Consider the following 16,678-nt stretch of genomic DNA (forward strand, 5'->3'; position numbering starts at 1 on the left):
GACGATCGCCCGGCCGGGTGAGGTGGCCTCGCGGCAGTGGGCCGACGAAGGGACGGAACCGTGGCCGGATGTGCGCGAAGTGAGCGGGCGATCGGGAAAACCGTTTGAAATTCACCACTCTGCGACGCGAACCTTTCACGGCTTGCTGCCGCTCGCCGCCGTTTTCCGCCTGACACGAGCCACTGGGACGCCATGCAGATTCAAGATCTCCCGTACCCCGATCCGGGCGTGCCCGACACGCGCTCGGGTCCCCGATTCCTGTGGTGGCTCTGGCGGAATCAGCTGGGCGGGCAGCTGAAGTCGCTCGCCTGGGGCGTGTTGCACTTCGTCTCGGTCTCCGCCCTGCCCTTCTGTGTCGGCCTCGCCGTACAGGCGGTCATCGACCGCTCCGGAACCCGGCTCGCCCTGACGGGCGGTCTGATGCTGCTGTGCGGCACGGGCATCGCCGTCGGCGACACCTTCCTGCACCGGACCGCCGTCACAAACTGGATCACCGCCGCCGCCCGTGTCCAGCAACTGCTGGCGCGCAAGGCCGCCGCGCTGGGCTCCGCCCTGACCCGGCGGGTGGCCGCCGGTGAGGTGGTGGCCGTGTCCACCGGCGACGTGGAGAAGATCGGCTGGTTCGTCGAAGCCGTCTCCCGCTTCACCGCTGCCGCGCTGACCGTCCTGATCGTCTGCGTGGGTCTCGTCGTCTACCAGCCCGCGCTCGGCGTGATCGTCGCCGTCGGCCTGCCCGTGGTGGCGCTCGCGGTGCTCCCGCTGCTCCCCCGGGCCACGCGCCGCGCCGACGAGCAGCGTGCCAAGGCCGGCCGGGCCACCGAGCTGGCCTCGGACACCGTCGCCGGGCTGCGCGTCTTGCGCGGCATCGGCGGCGAGGAACTGTTCCTCGAGCGCTACCGCCGCGCCTCGCAGGAAGTACGGCACGCCGCCGTCCGCAGCGCCCGGATGTGGTCGCTGATCTCCGCCGTTCAGGTGCTGCTGCCCGGACTGCTGCTGATCGCGGTCGTCTGGCACGGCACCCACCTGGCCCGCCAGGGCCGGATCACGGTCGGTGAACTCGTCACCGTCTACAGCGCGGTCATGATCCTGAATTACCCGCTGCGGCACTTCGAAGAGATCGCCATGGCCTACTCGTTCTCCCGCCCGTCGGCCAAGAGGGCCGCCCGGGTGCTGTCCATGGAGCGGGCCACGGCCACCGCCGGCACCCGCCGGGCCGGACTGCCGGACGGCGATCTGTACGACCCCACGACCGGTCTGCTGGCCCCGGCCGGCCGGCTCACCGCCGTGGTGTGCGGTGACCCGGACGCTGCGGGCCGGCTCGCCGAGCGGCTCGGCGGCCACGCCACGGAGCCCGGACGGTCGGTGCTGCTCGGCGGGGTGCCCCTGGACGAACTCCCGCTGGACTTGGCCCGGACCGCCGTCCTCGTCCAGGACAAGGACCCCGTGCTGCTCTCCGGCACCCTGCGCGAGCTGCTCGACGTGCCGGCCTCCGGTGCCGTACGGGCCGCGGACGCGCTGAGGGCGGCGCAGTGCGAGGACGTGCTGGACACGCTCGCGCAGGGTTCGCTGGACACCGCCGACCCGATGGACGCCCGCATCACCGAGCGCGGCCGATCCCTGTCCGGTGGCCAGCGCCAACGGCTGGCCCTCGCCAGGTCGCTGATCACCGATCCGGAGGTGCTGGTGCTCGACGAGCCGACCTCCGCGGTCGACTCGCACACCGAGGCGCGGATCGCGGACGGGCTGCGCCGGCTGCGGTCGGACCGCACCACGGTGGTGCTCACCTCCTCACCACTGCTCCTCGACCGCGCGGACCGGGTCGCCCTGGTCCACGAGGACCAGGTCGTGGCGGTCGGCGTGCACCGCGAACTGGTCGACAGCGAGCCGCGGTACCGGGCCGTGGTGACCCGCGAGACCGACGAGGAGCTGGCCGCCGCCGAAGAAGACGTGCTGCTGGAGGCCCTGCAGGAGCTGGAAGAGATCGAGGAGAGCGCATGATCGGCGTTGCGCCGCCGGCGTACGACCCGGCGGCCCCGACGACCACCACCACCCTGCCCGTCGGCGCCGCCGCGACCGTGCGGGGCTACGTCATCGAGCTGTTCCGCCGGCACCGCCGGGCGTTCCTGCTGCTCATCGCCGTCAACACGGTGGCCGTGATCGCTTCCATGGTGGGCCCGTACCTGCTCGGCGGCCTGGTCGAGCGGATGACGGACGGGGCTCGGGAACTGCATCTGGGCCTGACCGCCGGGCTGTTCGTGCTCGCGCTGGCCGTGCAGGCCGTGTTCGTCCGGCAGGTACGGCTGCGGGGCGCGATGCTCGGCGAGCGGATGCTGGCCGACCTGCGCGAGGACTTCCTCGTCCGGTCGGTCGGGCTGCCGCCGGGCGTGCTGGAACGGGCGGGCACCGGTGACCTGCTCTCCCGCATCACCACCGACATCGACCGTCTGGGCAACGCCATGCGCGAGGCAGTGCCGCAGCTGGCCATCGGTGTCGTGTGGGCGCTGCTGCTGCTCGGCGGGCTCGTCGTGACGGCCCCGCCGCTGGCCGCCGCCGTGCTGCTCGCCGTACCGGTGCTGGTGGCCGGCTGCCGCTGGTACTTCAAGCGCGCGCCCTCGGGCTACCGCTCCGAATCCGCCGGGTACGCCGCCGTCGCCGCGGCGCTGGCCGAGACGGTGGACGCGGGCCACACCATCGAGGCGCACCGGCTCGGCGACCGCCGCGTGGCCCTGTCGGAACGGCGGATCAAGGAGTGGACCGCCTGGGAGCGCTACACCCTCTGGCTCCGCTCCGTGCTCTTCCCGGTCATCAACGCCGTGCACGTCATCGTGCTCGGCTCGGTCCTGATGGTCGGCGGGGCGCTGGTCCTGCACGGCTGGCTCGGAGTGGGCCAGCTGACCACGGGCGCGCTCATCGCGCAGATGCTCGTCGACCCGGTCAACCTGATCCTGCGCTGGTACGACGAGGTGCAGGTCGCCCAGGTGTCGCTGGCCCGTCTGGTCGGCGTGCGGGACATCGAGCCCGACGCCGGGGACGCCTCGCTGGTTCCCGACGGGCGGGACGTGCACGCCGAGGAGGTGCACTTCGGCTACCGGGAGGGCGTCGACGTGCTGCGCAAGGTCTCCCTGGAGGTCGCCCCGGGCACCCGGCTGGCCCTGGTCGGCCCCTCCGGCGCGGGCAAGTCGACCCTGGGCCGGCTGCTCGCCGGGATCTACGCGCCCCGGGGCGGCCGGGTCACCCTGGGCGGGGCCGAGCTGTCCCGGATGGCCGCGGAACGCGTCCGCTCGCACGTCGCCCTCGTCAACCAGGAGCACCACGTCTTCGTGGGCGCCCTGCGCGACAACCTCCTGCTGGCCCGGACCGGCGCCACGGACGCGGAGCTGTGGGCGGCCCTGGGCGCGGTCGACGCGGACAGGTGGGCGCGGGCGCTGGACGACGGCCTGGACACCGAGGTGGGCTCCGGCGGCCTGACCCTGACCCCGGCACAGGCGCAGCAGATCGCGCTGGCCCGGCTGGTCCTGGCCGACCCGCACACCCTGGTCCTGGACGAGGCGACCTCGCTCCTCGACCCCCGCGCGGCCCGGCACCTGGAACGCTCCCTGGCCCGGGTGCTCGACGGCCGCACCGTCGTGGCCATCGCACACCGTCTGCACACGGCCCACGACGCCGACGTGATCGCCGTCGTGGAGAACGGCCGCATCAGCGAGCTGGGCAGCCATGACGAGCTGGTCGCGGCGGACGGGGCGTACGCGGCGCTGTGGCGGTCCTGGCACGGGTGAGAGGCCGAGGGAGCGGGGGCGGCGGCCGCGCCGAGGGGGTGCGGACGCCGGGCCGACGGAGGTAGGGCAGCCGGCCGGCGGAGGCAGGGGGGCGGCCGGGCCGACGAGGGCAGGGGCAGCCGGGCCCCGTCGGAGGCGGGGCGGGTGCTCCGCCTTGCCTCGTGCCCGCGCCGGTGTCCGTGCCGTTGCGCAGTGCCGAGCAGGGGTGGAAGGCTGGAAAGCGGCACCGGCTCGGGAAGCACGCCGGGAACCGATCGGTCCGCGGTGTGCGACCCCCGTGCCGGGCGTGCCGGCGGCCCGCCGCCCGCTGGGGCGGTACTCGGCCGTCCTCACCGCTTGGAGGTACTCGTGGACAGCGCCGACGGCTGGGGGGACGACGTCTACCAGCCCGATCCCTCGGAGATCCGGGAGGACTCGGGGGTGCTCGACGTCGAGGACACACTGGACTTCGACGGCGTCAGCGACCCCCTCGACCGCGGCTGGTCCCCTCCCGAGCGACCGTGGGCGGTGGAGCACACCGGCGTGACAGCCGCCGAACGCCAGGCGGGAGAGACCCTCGACCAGCGACTCGCCGAGGAGCAGCCCGACCTCGCCACGCCCTCCGGCGACGGCATCGGCGACTGCGACGGCACGGACGGGGAGCTGCTGGACAACGAGGTCGGCGACTCCCGCTCCGGCCGGCTGGTGGCTCCCGACGAGGGCGCCCACGAGGACGAGGAAGCGGCCCTCGTCGCGACAGACGTCGGTATCGACGGTGCCGCCGCCTCCGCGGAGGAGGCCGCGATGCACATCGTCGACGAGGACTCCCTCTCCGGCTGACCCGGACCTCCCGGCCACCCGCTGCCGGACCGCCCCGCTCTGCCCGACCGCCCCGCCGGACCGCCCCGCTCGAGGCCCGGAGCCCCGCTTTCGAGGAGCCGCCATGCAACAGGACAAGCACCCGGACTACCGGGCCGTGGTCTTCCGCGACCGCGCCGCCGGATACGCCTTCCTCACCCGTTCCACCGCACAGAGCGAGCAGACCATCGAGTGGGACGACGGCGAGACCTACCCGGTGATCGACGTGGAGATCTCCTCCGAGAGCCACCCCTTCTACACGGGCAAGGCCCGCACGGTCGACAGCGAGGGCCGTGTCGCCCGCTTCGAGCGCCGGTTCGGCGGACCGGACGCGGGCCGGCCGGGGGGCGGCCCGGCCTGAATCCGGCAGGCGCGTCAGATCACATTGAGGGCGGCGGCGCAGCCCACTCCCCCGAGCAGCATGAACGCCGGCATCAGCACCTTCAGCTCGACCCAGCTGCCGGCCCGGAACCGCATCGGCTTCGGCGGCCCGATCGGGTACCAGCGCTTGCGGCCCACCGGGATCGGCCACAGGATCGGGCACCCGGACACGGTCAGCGCGTCCCCGATGTCGTGCACCAGCGCGCCCAGGACGACCGGGAGCCCCAGCCACAGGTACTCCTGCCCGGGCGCGGTGAACAACCAGTCGGAACCGTTGCCCGGTTTGTCCAGCACTCCCGCCAGGATCCAGGCGCTGGTCGCCGCCAGCAGCCACACCAGCACATCGCTGCTGGAGCCACGCGCCGCCCGCCACAGCAGACCCTCGATGGCGAGCACCATGTGCACGAACAGGATCCCGAGCACCGCCCAGCGGCCGCCCGTGATCGCGGTCGCGGAACAGCCGGCGCCGATCAGGACCGCCCACAGCCAGGTGTGGGTCAGCGTGCGGTGACCGCCGGAGCGGCGCGGGTCGCCCTGTTTCCTGGTCGCCTTGTAGACGGCGTAGGACAGCTTGTCGACGATCTCGCAGATCCACCGCGAGAGCGGCCCGAACGCGCGCGAGATCGTGGCCGCCTTGTGGTCGAGGTCCGGGGCGAGCGCGGCACCGGCACAGATCAGGGCGCCGCAGAGCAGGACCGGCCAGGGCATCGCATGACCGGCCGCGGCGGCGGCCGCTCCGACGCCGAGCCAGGCCGCGGCCCCCGACAGTGAGTGTGCTGGTCCCATCATGGCCGCTTCCCGCCCCATTCCTCGTGTGCCGCTGTCCAGTTGACCTGGTGCGCTGACGCTGCGTCGGCGACACAGCGTAGCGGCCATGATCTTCGTGGCCGCAGCCGATTCCCCGCTCGGGCCCAAGGCCAGGCAAGATGGGGTCGTGACCCTCATCGATCAGCTGCCGCCGACCGCCGACCCCGACGCCCTGTACGAAGCCTTCGAGTCGTGGGCGCAGGAGCGCGGCCTCACCCTCTACCCCCACCAGGAGGAGGCGCTGATCGAGGTGGTCTCCGGGGCGAACGTGATCGTCTCGACGCCCACCGGCTCCGGCAAGAGCATGATCGCCGCCGGCGCGCACTTCGCCGCGCTGGCGCGGGACGAGGTCACCTTCTACACGGCTCCGATCAAGGCGCTGGTGTCGGAGAAGTTCTTCGAGCTGTGCAAGCTCTTCGGCACCGAGAACGTCGGCATGCTCACCGGCGACGCCTCCGTGAACGCCGACGCGCCCGTCATCTGCTGCACCGCCGAGGTGCTGGCCTCGATCGCGCTGCGTGACGGCAAGCACGCGGACGTCGGGCAGGTCGTCATGGACGAGTTCCACTTCTACGCCGAGGGAGATCGTGGCTGGGCCTGGCAGATCCCGCTGCTGGAACTCCCCCAGGCCCAGTTCATCCTGATGTCGGCCACTCTGGGTGACGTGTCCTTCTTCGAGAAGGACCTCACCCGCCGTACCGGCCGCTCCACCGCGGTGGTCCGTTCGGCCACTCGCCCGGTGCCGCTCTCCTACGAGTACAAGCTCACCCCGCTCACCGAGACGCTCACCGATCTGCTGGAGACCAAGCAGGCACCGGTGTACATCGTGCACTTCACCCAGGCGCAGGCCGTGGAGCGGGCGCAGGCGCTGATGAGCATCAACATGTGCTCGCGCGAGGAGAAGGACCAGATCGCCGAGCTGATCGGCAACTTCCGCTTCACCACCAAGTTCGGCCGCAACCTCTCCCGTTACGTCCGGCACGGCATCGGCGTCCACCACGCCGGCATGCTGCCGAAGTACCGGCGTCTGGTGGAGAAACTCGCCCAGGCCGGTCTGCTGAAGGTCATCTGCGGCACGGACACACTCGGCGTGGGCGTCAACGTGCCCATTCGCACGGTGCTGTTCACGGCGCTGACCAAGTACGACGGCAGCCGCGTGCGCACCCTGCGGGCCCGTGAGTTCCACCAGATCGCGGGCCGGGCCGGCCGGGCCGGTTTCGACACGGCGGGGCTCGTCGTCGCGCAGGCGCCGGAGCACGTCATCGAGAACGAGAAGGCGCTGGCGAAGGCGGGCGACGACCCGAAGAAGCGGCGCAAGGTGGTGCGCAAGAAGGCGCCGGAGGGCTTCGTCGGCTGGACGGAGAACACTTTCGAGAAGCTGATCGCCTCGGAACCGGAGCCGCTGACCTCGCGTTTCCGGGTGACGCACACCATGCTGCTGTCGGTGATCGCCCGTCCGGGCAACGCGTTCGAGGCGATGCGCCACCTTCTGGAGGACAACCACGAGCCGCGCAGGCAGCAGCTCCGGCACATCCGCCGGGCGATCGCCATCTACCGGTCGCTGCTGGACGGCGGGATCGTGGAGAAGCTCGACGAGCCGGACGCCGAGGGCCGCATCGTCCGGCTGACGGTCGACCTCCAGCAGGACTTCGCGCTCAACCAGCCGCTGTCCACGTTCGCGCTCGCCTCGTTCGAACTCCTCGACCCCGAGTCGCCGTCCTACGCCCTCGACATGGTCTCCGTCGTCGAGTCCACCCTCGACGATCCGCGGCAGATCCTCGTCGCCCAGCAGAACAAGGCGCGCGGCGAGGCCGTGGCCGCGATGAAGGCGGACGGCGTCGAGTACGAGGAGCGCATGGAGCGCCTCCAGGACGTCACGTACCCGAAGCCGCTGGAGGAGCTGCTCTTCCACGCGTACAACACCTACCGCAAGAGCCACCCGTGGGTCGGCGACCACCCGCTGTCGCCCAAGTCGGTGATCCGGGACATGTACGAACGGGCGCTGTCCTTCACCGAGCTGGTGTCCTTCTACGAGCTGGCCCGCACCGAGGGCATCGTGCTGCGCTACCTCGCCGGCGCCTACAAGACCCTCGACCACACCATCCCGGACGACCTCAAGTCCGAGGATCTGCAGGATCTGATCGAGTGGCTCGGCGAGATGGTGCGCCAGGTGGACTCCAGCCTGCTGGACGAGTGGGAGCAGCTCGCCAACCCGGAGGAGATGACCGCCGAGGAGGCCCGGGAGAAGGCCGACGAGGTCAAGCCGGTCACCACCAACGCCCGTGCCTTCCGGGTCCTGGTCCGCAACGCCATGTTCCGCCGCGTGGAGCTGGCGGCGCTGGACCAGGTCGAGGAACTGGGCGAGATGGACGCCGAGTCCGGCTGGGACGCCGATGCGTGGGGCGAGGCGATGGACAAGTACTGGGACGAGTACGAGGACCTCGGCACCGGCCCCGACGCCCGTGGTCCCAAGTTGCTGGTCATCAAGGAGGAGCCGGAGAACGGTGTCTGGCGCGTCCGCCAGATCTTCGAGGACCCGAACGGCGACCACGACTGGGGCATCAGCGCGGAGATCGACCTCGCGGCCTCGGACGCCGAGGGCCGGGCGGTCGTCCGTGTCACCGATGTCGGCCAGCTGTGAGCCGTTCACGGCCACGGGCGAGCCAAGGAGAATCCCACCGATGACGAATCCGGCCGAGAGACTGGTCGACCTGCTCGACCTGGAGCAGATCGAGGTCAACATCTTCCGTGGCCGCAGCCCGCAGGAGTCCCTGCAGCGGGTGTTCGGCGGCCAGGTCGCGGGCCAGGCACTGGTCGCCGCCGGCCGCACCACGGACGGCGACCGTCCGGTGCACTCGCTGCACGCGTACTTCCTGCGTCCCGGCCGGCCGGGTGTGCCGATCGTGTACCAGGTGGAACGGGTACGCGACGGGCGGTCCTTCACCACGCGCCGGGTCACGGCCGTGCAGCAGGGCCGCACGATCTTCAATCTGACCGCCTCCTTTCACAAGGACGAGGAAGGACCGTTCGAGCACCAGTTGCCGCCGGCCCGCGAGGTACCTGACCCCGAGTCGCTGCCGACGGTGGCCGAAGAGATCCGCAAGCATCTCGGCGCGCTGCCCGAACAGCTGGAACGGATGGCACGCCGCCAGCCGTTCGACATCCGTTACGTCGACCGGTTGCGCTGGAACGCCGATGAGATCCAGGGCGCCCAACCGCGCAGCGCCGTCTGGATGCGCGCGGTCGGCCCGCTGGGTGACGATCCGCTGGTCCACACCTGCGCACTGACCTACGCGAGCGACATGACCCTCCTCGACGCGGTGCGCATCCCGGTGGAGCCCCTGTGGGGGGCGCGCAACTTCGACATGGCCTCGCTCGACCACGCCATGTGGTTCCACCGGCCGTTCCGCGCGGACGAGTGGTTCCTCTACGACCAGGAGTCCCCGATCGCCACCGGCGGACGCGGCCTGGCCCGAGGACGCATCTACGACCTGCGGGGACGGCTACTCGTGTCGGTCGTCCAGGAGGGCCTGTTCCGGGCCGTGTAGGACCAGGCGACCCGGTCCGCGGACGGGGTGTTCAGATCCGCGCCGGCCGTGGACTCCGCCGCCGCAGCCAGGCCCGCAGGCCGCGCGGCGGCTGCGGCGGGGCCGCGCACCCGGGTTCCGGGAGCATCAGGGTGTCGCCGGCGGGTCGTGTCGCTCTGTCCGGCGGCGGCGTCGCGTGGCCCATGTCCCCCGTCCTCGGTACCGGCGGCCCCGAGGCGGAATGCGTGACCCTGGTGACCGTCCGTGCCATCGGAGGGATCGGCCGTGCGGTCGCGCGGGCCGGCGGTGCAACACGGCGGGCGGAGGGGCGTGGGGCGGGTGAGGCGGCGCGGGCCTGCTCCATCGCATGAGCCAGGTCGCTGCGCAGCCAGCCGATCTCATCGGCGTCCTGGGCCGTCATGATCTCTTCGGCGAGGTGCGCGGAGGGCGACCCGGGGGCGCTGTGCCCGGGGGCCGGGGGCCGGAAGCGGTTCAGGTGGGCACGTTCGTACGGGTCCCTGACGATGCCGGCGATCTCGACGGGTGCGAGGAATGCGGCCACGGCCCCGGCACGGGCCCACGGGTCGTCGGTCTGCCGCAGCTGGAGTCCCAGCCGCCGTCCTCGCCAGTTGCGGGCCCGTAGATCCACTCCCGCCGCGAGCTGGCCGCGCAGGGTCTCGGGGGTACGTCCCTTGAGCAGGTGCGCGTTCTCGGCGCTCGCGGCGAAGTTCCGCAGCTCTTCGGCCAGATAGAGCCACACCACGGCCCGGTAGCGGTTCAGGTGGAACTTGACGGGCACGAGCAGGCCCAGGCGGGCGAGCCGGGTGAACCGCGCTGCCGGGACGCCCATGAGCGCGGCGCCCTCCGCGGTGCCCACGACCCGCACGCGCTCGCGCAGGGATGCGGGGAAGCCGTCCTGCGCGCGGAGGCGGTCGATCTCCGTGCGCTCCACCCGACGGCCCCCTCCCCCGCCCTCGTCGGGCACGGTCCGGATGCGGCCGAGCTGCACGGCGAGGTCGAACTCGCTGCGCTTGAGCCCGAGTTCGCGAGCGGCCCGGCTCGGGGTGCAGGTGGGGTGCGGTGGCCCGAAGGTGTCTGCCGACATGGTCGTACTCCCCCGTGGAGTGGGTGGCTCACGCCCTGTGCGTTCGCCGTGCACTCACCGTAGCCGTTGCGGCGAACCTTGTGGCGGGCCTGTGGATAACTCCACCGGGGCGAAGAAACTCGCAGGTCAGGGGTCGGTGATGCGGGTGCGCTCGGGTTGCCTGGCATCCACGCCGAGGTGTTCGCCGACCCGGTTGACGAGCAGGGTCATCTCGTAGGCGATCTGGCCGATGTCGGCCTCGGCCGCGCTGAGCACACACAGACAGCTGCCGGTGCCGGCCGCGGTCACGAACAGCACTGCATCGTCGTACTCGATCATCGTCTGGCGTACCCTGCCGGCGCCGAAGTGGCGTCCGGAGCCCTTGGCGAGGCTGTGCAGTCCGGACGCCACCGCGGCCAAGTGCTCGGCGTCCTCGCGTCGTAGGCCTGTACTCGCCCCGGTGACCAGCCCGTCGTTCGACAGGACCAGCGCGTGGCGTACGTGCTCCACCCGCCCGGTCAGATCGTCCAGGAGCCAGCCGAGTCCCTGGTTCTGCACCATGTCCGCCTCCCCGTGTGACGTCTCCCCCTGGCTGGAGGAACTCCCCGCCAGCCTTCCCCACGACCGGCGTGCGAGCAAGCAGGATGGGCCCATGGCAGAGAAGATGACCGATGAGGAATGGCGGGCGTTCGTCTCGGACGGCACCCGAACCGGCAAGCTGTCCACCGTTCGCGCGGACGGGAGCCCGCACGTGGCTCCGATCTGGTTTCTGCTGGACGGGGACGAGTTGGTCTTCAACACCGGCAAGGACACCGTGAAGGGGCGCAACCTGGCCCGTGACGGGCGGGTCGCATTGTGTGTGGACGACGATCGGCCGCCGTTCCACTTCGTGGTGCTGAACGGCCGCGCCCGGCTGTCGGAGGACCTGGGCGAGCTGCGCCTGTGGGCCACCCGGATCGCCGCCCGGTACATGGGTGAGGAGCGCGCCGAGGAGTACGGCGCCCGCAACGGCGTCCCGGGTGAGCTGCTGGTCCGTGTCGGCATCGACAAGGTGGTGGCCGTGAAGAACATGGCGGCCTGAGCGGCCCGGTCAGCCGACCGAGTCCAGGAGCCGGGCGGTGTGCATCCGCCCGGCGTACTCCACGAGCCGGATCAGCACCTCCTTGCCGGAGTCCCGGTCCCGTGCGTCGCACAGGACCACAGGCGTACCGCGGTCCAGGTCGAGCGCCCGGGAGACGTCGTGGGCGCCGTACGTGCGGGCTCCCGCGAAGCAGTTGACGGCCACCACGAACGGGATGCGCCGGTGCTCGAAGTAGTCGACGGCGGGGAAGCAGTCCTCCAGGCGTCTGGTGTCCGCGAGGACCACGGCCCCGAGGGCGCCCTGGGCCAGTTCGTCCCACAGGAACCAGAAGCGGTCCTGGCCGGGCGTACCGAACAGGTACAGCGACAGACCGGAACGGATCGTGATGCGGCCGAAGTCCATGGCGACGGTCGTGGTGACCTTGTGGTCCACCCCGTCGGTGTCGTCGACCAGTTGACCGGCTTCGCTGAGGAGTTCCTCGGTACGCAGCGGCCGGATCTCGCTGACGGCCCCGACCAGGGTCGTCTTGCCGACGCCGAAGCCGCCGGCGACCAGTATCTTCAGCGCCAGGGCGGTGTTGTCGCCGGCGGCGTCGGAGTGCTCGGAGACCATGATCACTTCTCTCGGGAGGGCCGGTTGCGGTCGGCGTCCGCGTGCTCCGGTGGTGAAGGCAGCATCATGACAACGGGAGCGTGCAACGGGATGGTTGGACCGAAGCGCACCTGATGTGACCGAATTGCGCCCGGTCGGACGCGCACCGCGCACGGACGGGACCGGTGCACGGCGGTGTCCGAACGTTCATCTACAGCGCTCGCAATCCCTCGATGACCTCGCGCAGGATCCGTTCGTCCGGCAGATGCGCCGGGGGCACGGGGCGGCTGACGGTCACGCAGCCGATCTCCAGGAGGTCTCCGAGGAGCACCCTGATCACACCGACGGGAAGGTCGGCGTCCGCGGCGAGTTCGGCGACGGACTGCGTCTCCGTGCGGCACAGGCCGATCAGGGTGCGGTGCTCGGGGCCGAGCGCGATGCCGTCGAGGTCCGGTGCGGCGGGCTCGAGGGAGACGAGAGCGATCAGGTCGAAGCGCACGCCCGCGGGGCCCGGCTGGGTGCGGCCGCCCGTCAAGGCGTAGGGGCGGACCAGGGGTCCTGCCTCGCCGTCGTACCACTGGCTGCCCGGCTCCCGCGGACCGCCGGTCGCGTTCTCGGTCATCGCTGCGGCCCCTCCGGCTCATCCGGCCGCGGGTGGCTGTGCCGCGAGCCGCGGGGGCGTGTAGAGGTGCTCGCCGACCCGTTTGACCAGGCGGGCCATCTCGTAGGCGACCAGCCCGATGTCGGCCGTGACCGCGGTCAGCAGGGCGAGGCAGGAGCCGTCGCCCGCGGCGGCCACGAAGAGGAAGCCGTCGTCCATCTCGACCATGGTCTGGCGCACGCCGCCGGCTCCGAAGTGCCGTCCCGTGCCTTTGGCGAGGCTGTTGAAGCCGGAGGCGACGGCCGCGAGGTGCTCGGCGTCCTCCCGCGTGAGGCCGGTGGAGGCGCCGACGGCCAGCCCGTCGTTGGACAGCACCACGGCGTGCCGTACCTCGCTCACGCGCATCACCAGGTCGTCGAGCAGCCAGTCCAGTTCGCCGGACCGCTGGCCGGCCCTCGTGTTCGGGTCCTGGATCATGCCGGGTCTCCTTCACTGCTGTCACTGCGCGTCTCGGGTTCCGGGGCGGAGCCGCGTCCTGGCTGCCTGCCACCGCCGCGTGCCCAGCCGTCGCGGTAGGCCGTCATGCGGTCTCGTACGAGTTCGGGGGTGCGGCGGTCCTCGCCGTGCCGTACGGGCTGCTCGGCCGGCTCCTCGGCGCGCCGCGCACGCAGTTGCGGGGCGAGGCTCGCCTGGCGCACCCGGCGCGGGAGGTCTCCGGAGGGCTCGGAGCCGTCCGACGGGCGGTGCAGCCTCAAGGTGGTGACTCCGGGGGGCGGGGGCTGGTCGGCCGTGTCCTGGGCGACGGGCCTGGTGGCGTGCGGGCCCGGGCCGTCGGCGAGCGGGCCGGAGCCGGTCGGGTGCGGGCCGGAGCCGGTCGGGTGCGGGCCGGAGCCGGTCGGGTGCGGGCCGGAGCCGGTCGGGTGCGGGCCCGGGTCCGTGGCGTGCGGACCCGGGCCGGTGACCGCGAGGGCGGGCCGGTCGGACCGGGCGGTGACCGCCTCCTGGGCCGGGGCGGCGGCGGGCACGCGCGCGTAGGCACGCTCCTCCGCGGGGCGTGCATGCTCGTCCTGGCGGGCGGAACGTTCCGCCGAACCGCTGTGCAGCAGGGCCGTCGGCACCAGGACGACGGCGGTGGTGCCTCCGTAGGGGGACGTGCGCAGGTGCACCTTGATCCCGTGACGCGAGGCGAGCCTGCTGACCACGAAGAGTCCGAGCCGGTCGCTGTCGAACAGGTCCAGTGCCTCGGACTGTTCGATGCGCCGGTTGGCCTCGGCGAGGGTGTCGGCGCCCATGCCGAGTCCGCGGTCCTCGATCTCCAGGGCGTAGCCGTTGCCGACGGGTTCACCGGTGACGTGCACGCGCGTGTGGGGCGGGGAGAACTGGGCGGCGTTCTCGACGAGTTCGGCCAGCAGGTGGGTGAGGTCGGCGACCGCGGCCCCGATGACATGGGCCTCGGGGAGCTGGCGCACCTCCACGCGCGCGTAGTCCTCGACCTCCGACACGGCGGCGCGCACGACGTCGGTCAGCGAGACGGGGATGCGCCAGGCCCGGCCGGGTGCGGCGCCGGAGAGGATGATCAGGCTCTCCGCGTGGCGCCGCATGCGGGTGGTCAGGTGGTCCAGGCGGAAGAGGTCACTCAGCTCGTCGGGGTCGTCGGAGCGCCGTTCCATGCTGTCCAGGAGGCTGAGCTGGCGGTGTACCAGGACCTGGCTGCGGCGCGCGAGGTTGACGAAGACCCCGGAGATGCCGCTGGCGAGTTCGGCGCGTTCCACGGCGGCGCGCAGGGCGGCGCGGTGCACGGTGGTCAGGGCTTCCGCGACCTGGCCGGTCTCGTCGTCGGCGGGGGGCCCGGCGGGCGCCTCGGACCGGATGTCGATCTCCTCGCCCGCACGCAGTTTCCGCATCGCTTCCGGGAGTTTGCGGCGTGCGATCTCCAGCGCGTCGTTGCGCAGGCTCACGAGTTCCACCACGAGGGCCCGGCCGATACGGACGGAGATGACGAGCGAGGCGGCGACGGCGGCGAGGCCGAGGAGCACGGCGGCGCCGGCGGGGCTGATCAGCCCGCGCGCGACGGGGTCGGCGCGGCCCGCGACGGCGTGGCCCGTGCCCGCCGCGATGGTTCGCATGCCGTCCTGCACGCGCGCGTGGTCGGCGTGCCAGGCGGCCGGCAGTGCCGTGCCGGACGATGTGGCGGCGAGGATCTCGTCCTCGGCGGCGCCGAGCCCGGTGTAGGCGCGGCCGGACGCGAGATCGTGCCAGGCGGCGCGCTGCGCGGACGGCAGGTCGGCGACGGCCGCCTCGGTCAGGGCACGACGTGCGGCCACGGCGGAGCCGAACAGCTGCCGTCGCTCGCCCTGCAGCCCGCCGACGGTGCGCGCGCCGCCGAGTACGGCGTCTTCCTGGGCCAGCGCCTCGGCGGCCCGGGAGAATTCGAGGAGCACGCGCGTGTCGGAGCCGACGTCCGCCTGCTGGACACCGGCGAGGGCACCGTCCACGGCGAAGGCCCCGCCGATCGTCTCCGTGTACCGCGTGTAGACCTCGGCCCAGCCGGCCTCGTGGTCGAGTACCGCCGTCCGCAGCGTGCGCAGCCGTTCGGCGCCGGTGACGAACGCGCGGAGGCGTCCGGAGACGCCGGCGGGCAGTTCCTGGCTGTCGGCGACCGTGGTGTCGTGGCCGAGCCGCAGCTTGGCCACGGCCCGGTCGGAACGGGCCGTCAGGCTGCGGAGGTCGGCCTCGTTCCCGATGCCGATGACATAGCGCACGGCCGCGCCGCGCTCGGCCTGCAGCGCGGTGACCGCCGCGGCCACGGGGGTGCGCAGTTCGGCCTCGACCCGCTGGGACTGGCGCAGCCGGGCGACGTCCTGGGCCGTGCTGACCGTGGCGTACGCCCACAGGGCGAGCAGGGAGACGACGGGCACCATCAGCAGGCTGACCACTTTGGCGCGCACGGTACGGGGTCGCAGGTGCCGGCGGCTCCCACGCGCGCGTGCCGCTTTCGGCGGTGTGCCGAACGGGCGGTCGGTGTCCTCGTCGGCCGGCGGTCCGGCATGGGCGCGGCGTCCGCGCGGCGGGTGTGCCGGGGGGACCGTTGTGTCGGGTGTACGGGGTGGGCGCATGGCCTCCTCGCTCGGGACGTGGTCGGTGCGCTCGGGCCGGGGTCCCGCTAGCGGGCGACGCTCTCGACGGGTCGCTGTGCGGAGGCGGAGGCCTCGCGCTCGTCGGCCGTGGGCGAGAGGGCGACGAACGCCGAGGTGATGAAGAGGTAGGACCCGAGACCGACGGCGAGGGGGAAGATGAACTGCATCGCCGTGGCCCCGGGCAGGAGATCGCCGGACGGTTCCACCCGCACGCTCACCGCGAACATCCCGGTGTAGTGCATGCTGCTGACGGCCGCTCCCATGACGAGGGAGGCGACGGTGACCGCGAGGGGTGACTTGATGTTGAGTCCGGCCCACAGGGCCGCGGTCGCCGCGACCACGGCGATCAGCACCGACAGTCCGACGAGGACGGGGTCGTACGTGATGTCTCCGTGCAGCCGGACCGCCGCCATGCCCAGGTAGTGCATGCTGGCGACGCCGAGACCGGTGGTGAGTCCGCCGAGGAAGAGCGCGCGGTTGCGGTCGCGGCTGTAGCCGACGGCGAAGACGCCGGCGCAGACGACGACCATGGCGCCGAGGAGGCTGAGGATGGTCAGCGGCACGTCGTAGTGGATGTCGGTGCCGCTGACGCGGAAGCCGAGCATGGCCATGAAGTGCATGGTCCAGATGCCCGTCCCGATCGCGGTGGCCGCGGTGACGAGCCAGTTGCGGCGCGAACGGCCGGTGGCGGCGAGCGCGCGGACGGTGCAGCGCAGTCCGAGCGCGGCGCCCGCGCAGGCCATCAGGTACGACAGCGCGGGGGTCAGCCAGCCGAAGGCGGCGTGGTCCAGGTGTCCCATGGCCCCGGGACGCTAGCCGGGGCAGGGGCGCGCGAAGGGGGCGCATTTCGAAAGGT

Annotated in this window: 15 protein-coding genes; 7 read left to right on the forward strand and 8 right to left on the reverse strand. The window is 72.4% G+C overall.

The window, feature by feature from the left end:
- The first annotated feature begins 192 nt into the window (after positions 1 to 192).
- The 4 genes from JK359_RS12745 to JK359_RS12760 all read left to right on the forward strand — a co-directional run bounded on the left by JK359_RS12745 (position 193) and on the right by JK359_RS12760 (position 4,974).
- Positions 193 to 1,998, forward strand: a complete 1,806-nt coding sequence (locus tag JK359_RS12745) for an ABC transporter ATP-binding protein (protein ID WP_201835076.1) — start codon at positions 193 to 195, stop codon at positions 1,996 to 1,998.
- Positions 1,995 to 3,776, forward strand: coding sequence for an ABC transporter ATP-binding protein (locus JK359_RS12750; protein ID WP_201835078.1), 1,782 nt, complete (start codon positions 1,995 to 1,997; stop codon positions 3,774 to 3,776). Before JK359_RS12745 ends, JK359_RS12750 begins: the two co-directional genes overlap by 4 nt.
- Before the next feature lie 348 nt (positions 3,777 to 4,124).
- Positions 4,125 to 4,595 carry a DUF5709 domain-containing protein gene (locus JK359_RS12755; protein ID WP_201835455.1) on the forward strand — a complete coding sequence of 157 codons (471 nt, stop codon included), beginning with the start codon at positions 4,125 to 4,127 and terminating at the stop codon, positions 4,593 to 4,595.
- Between the two features lie 103 nt (positions 4,596 to 4,698).
- Positions 4,699 to 4,974 (forward strand): type B 50S ribosomal protein L31, encoded by a 276-nt coding sequence (locus JK359_RS12760; RefSeq protein ID WP_201835080.1) that lies wholly within the window; start codon positions 4,699 to 4,701, stop codon positions 4,972 to 4,974.
- Between the two features lie 14 nt (positions 4,975 to 4,988).
- Here JK359_RS12760 and JK359_RS12765 read toward each other — a convergent pair whose 3' ends face one another.
- Positions 4,989 to 5,783 (reverse strand): metal-dependent hydrolase, encoded by a 795-nt coding sequence (locus tag JK359_RS12765; protein ID WP_201835082.1) that lies wholly within the window; start codon positions 5,781 to 5,783, stop codon positions 4,989 to 4,991.
- A gap of 145 nt (positions 5,784 to 5,928) precedes the next feature.
- On the opposite strand from JK359_RS12765, the gene JK359_RS12770 reads away from it, so the two are divergent.
- Complete coding sequence (locus tag JK359_RS12770) at positions 5,929 to 8,442, forward strand: DEAD/DEAH box helicase (protein WP_201835084.1); 2,514 nt, start codon at positions 5,929 to 5,931, stop codon at positions 8,440 to 8,442.
- A gap of 40 nt (positions 8,443 to 8,482) precedes the next feature.
- Positions 8,483 to 9,349, forward strand: a complete 867-nt coding sequence (locus JK359_RS12775; protein WP_201835086.1) for an acyl-CoA thioesterase — start codon at positions 8,483 to 8,485, stop codon at positions 9,347 to 9,349.
- 31 nt (positions 9,350 to 9,380) lie between these two features.
- Here JK359_RS12775 and JK359_RS12780 read toward each other — a convergent pair whose 3' ends face one another.
- Positions 9,381 to 10,433: a DUF6397 family protein gene (locus JK359_RS12780; RefSeq protein ID WP_201835088.1), complete on the reverse strand. Its 1,053-nt coding sequence runs from the start codon at positions 10,431 to 10,433 to the stop codon at positions 9,381 to 9,383.
- 126 nt (positions 10,434 to 10,559) lie between these two features.
- Positions 10,560 to 10,973 carry a roadblock/LC7 domain-containing protein gene (locus tag JK359_RS12785; protein ID WP_201835090.1) on the reverse strand — a complete coding sequence of 138 codons (414 nt, stop codon included), beginning with the start codon at positions 10,971 to 10,973 and terminating at the stop codon, positions 10,560 to 10,562.
- Between the two features lie 91 nt (positions 10,974 to 11,064).
- On the opposite strand from JK359_RS12785, the gene JK359_RS12790 reads away from it, so the two are divergent.
- Positions 11,065 to 11,493: a PPOX class F420-dependent oxidoreductase gene (locus tag JK359_RS12790; protein WP_201835092.1), complete on the forward strand. Its 429-nt coding sequence runs from the start codon at positions 11,065 to 11,067 to the stop codon at positions 11,491 to 11,493.
- A 9-nt stretch (positions 11,494 to 11,502) separates the two neighbouring features.
- Here the strand turns inward: JK359_RS12790 and JK359_RS12795 are convergent, their stop codons facing one another.
- From JK359_RS12795 to JK359_RS12815, 5 genes are all read right to left on the reverse strand, one after another.
- On the reverse strand, positions 11,503 to 12,105 hold the full coding sequence (locus JK359_RS12795) for a GTP-binding protein (RefSeq protein WP_201835094.1): 603 nt from the start codon (positions 12,103 to 12,105) through the stop codon (positions 11,503 to 11,505).
- Between the two features lie 190 nt (positions 12,106 to 12,295).
- Positions 12,296 to 12,706, reverse strand: a complete 411-nt coding sequence (locus JK359_RS12800; protein WP_201835096.1) for a DUF742 domain-containing protein — start codon at positions 12,704 to 12,706, stop codon at positions 12,296 to 12,298.
- A gap of 18 nt (positions 12,707 to 12,724) precedes the next feature.
- A complete protein-coding gene (locus tag JK359_RS12805) occupies positions 12,725 to 13,162 on the reverse strand; it encodes a roadblock/LC7 domain-containing protein (protein WP_201835098.1) in 438 nt (145 codons plus the stop codon).
- Positions 13,159 to 15,801 (reverse strand): sensor histidine kinase, encoded by a 2,643-nt coding sequence (locus tag JK359_RS12810; protein WP_201835100.1) that lies wholly within the window; start codon positions 15,799 to 15,801, stop codon positions 13,159 to 13,161. Before JK359_RS12810 ends, JK359_RS12805 begins: the two co-directional genes overlap by 4 nt.
- A gap of 47 nt (positions 15,802 to 15,848) precedes the next feature.
- A complete protein-coding gene (locus JK359_RS12815) occupies positions 15,849 to 16,622 on the reverse strand; it encodes an MHYT domain-containing protein (RefSeq protein WP_201835102.1) in 774 nt (257 codons plus the stop codon).
- Between the last annotated feature and the right edge of the window lie 56 nt (positions 16,623 to 16,678).

The organism is Streptomyces actinomycinicus (assembly GCF_016741775.1).
GTDB lineage: Bacteria > Actinomycetota > Actinomycetes > Streptomycetales > Streptomycetaceae > Streptomyces > Streptomyces actinomycinicus.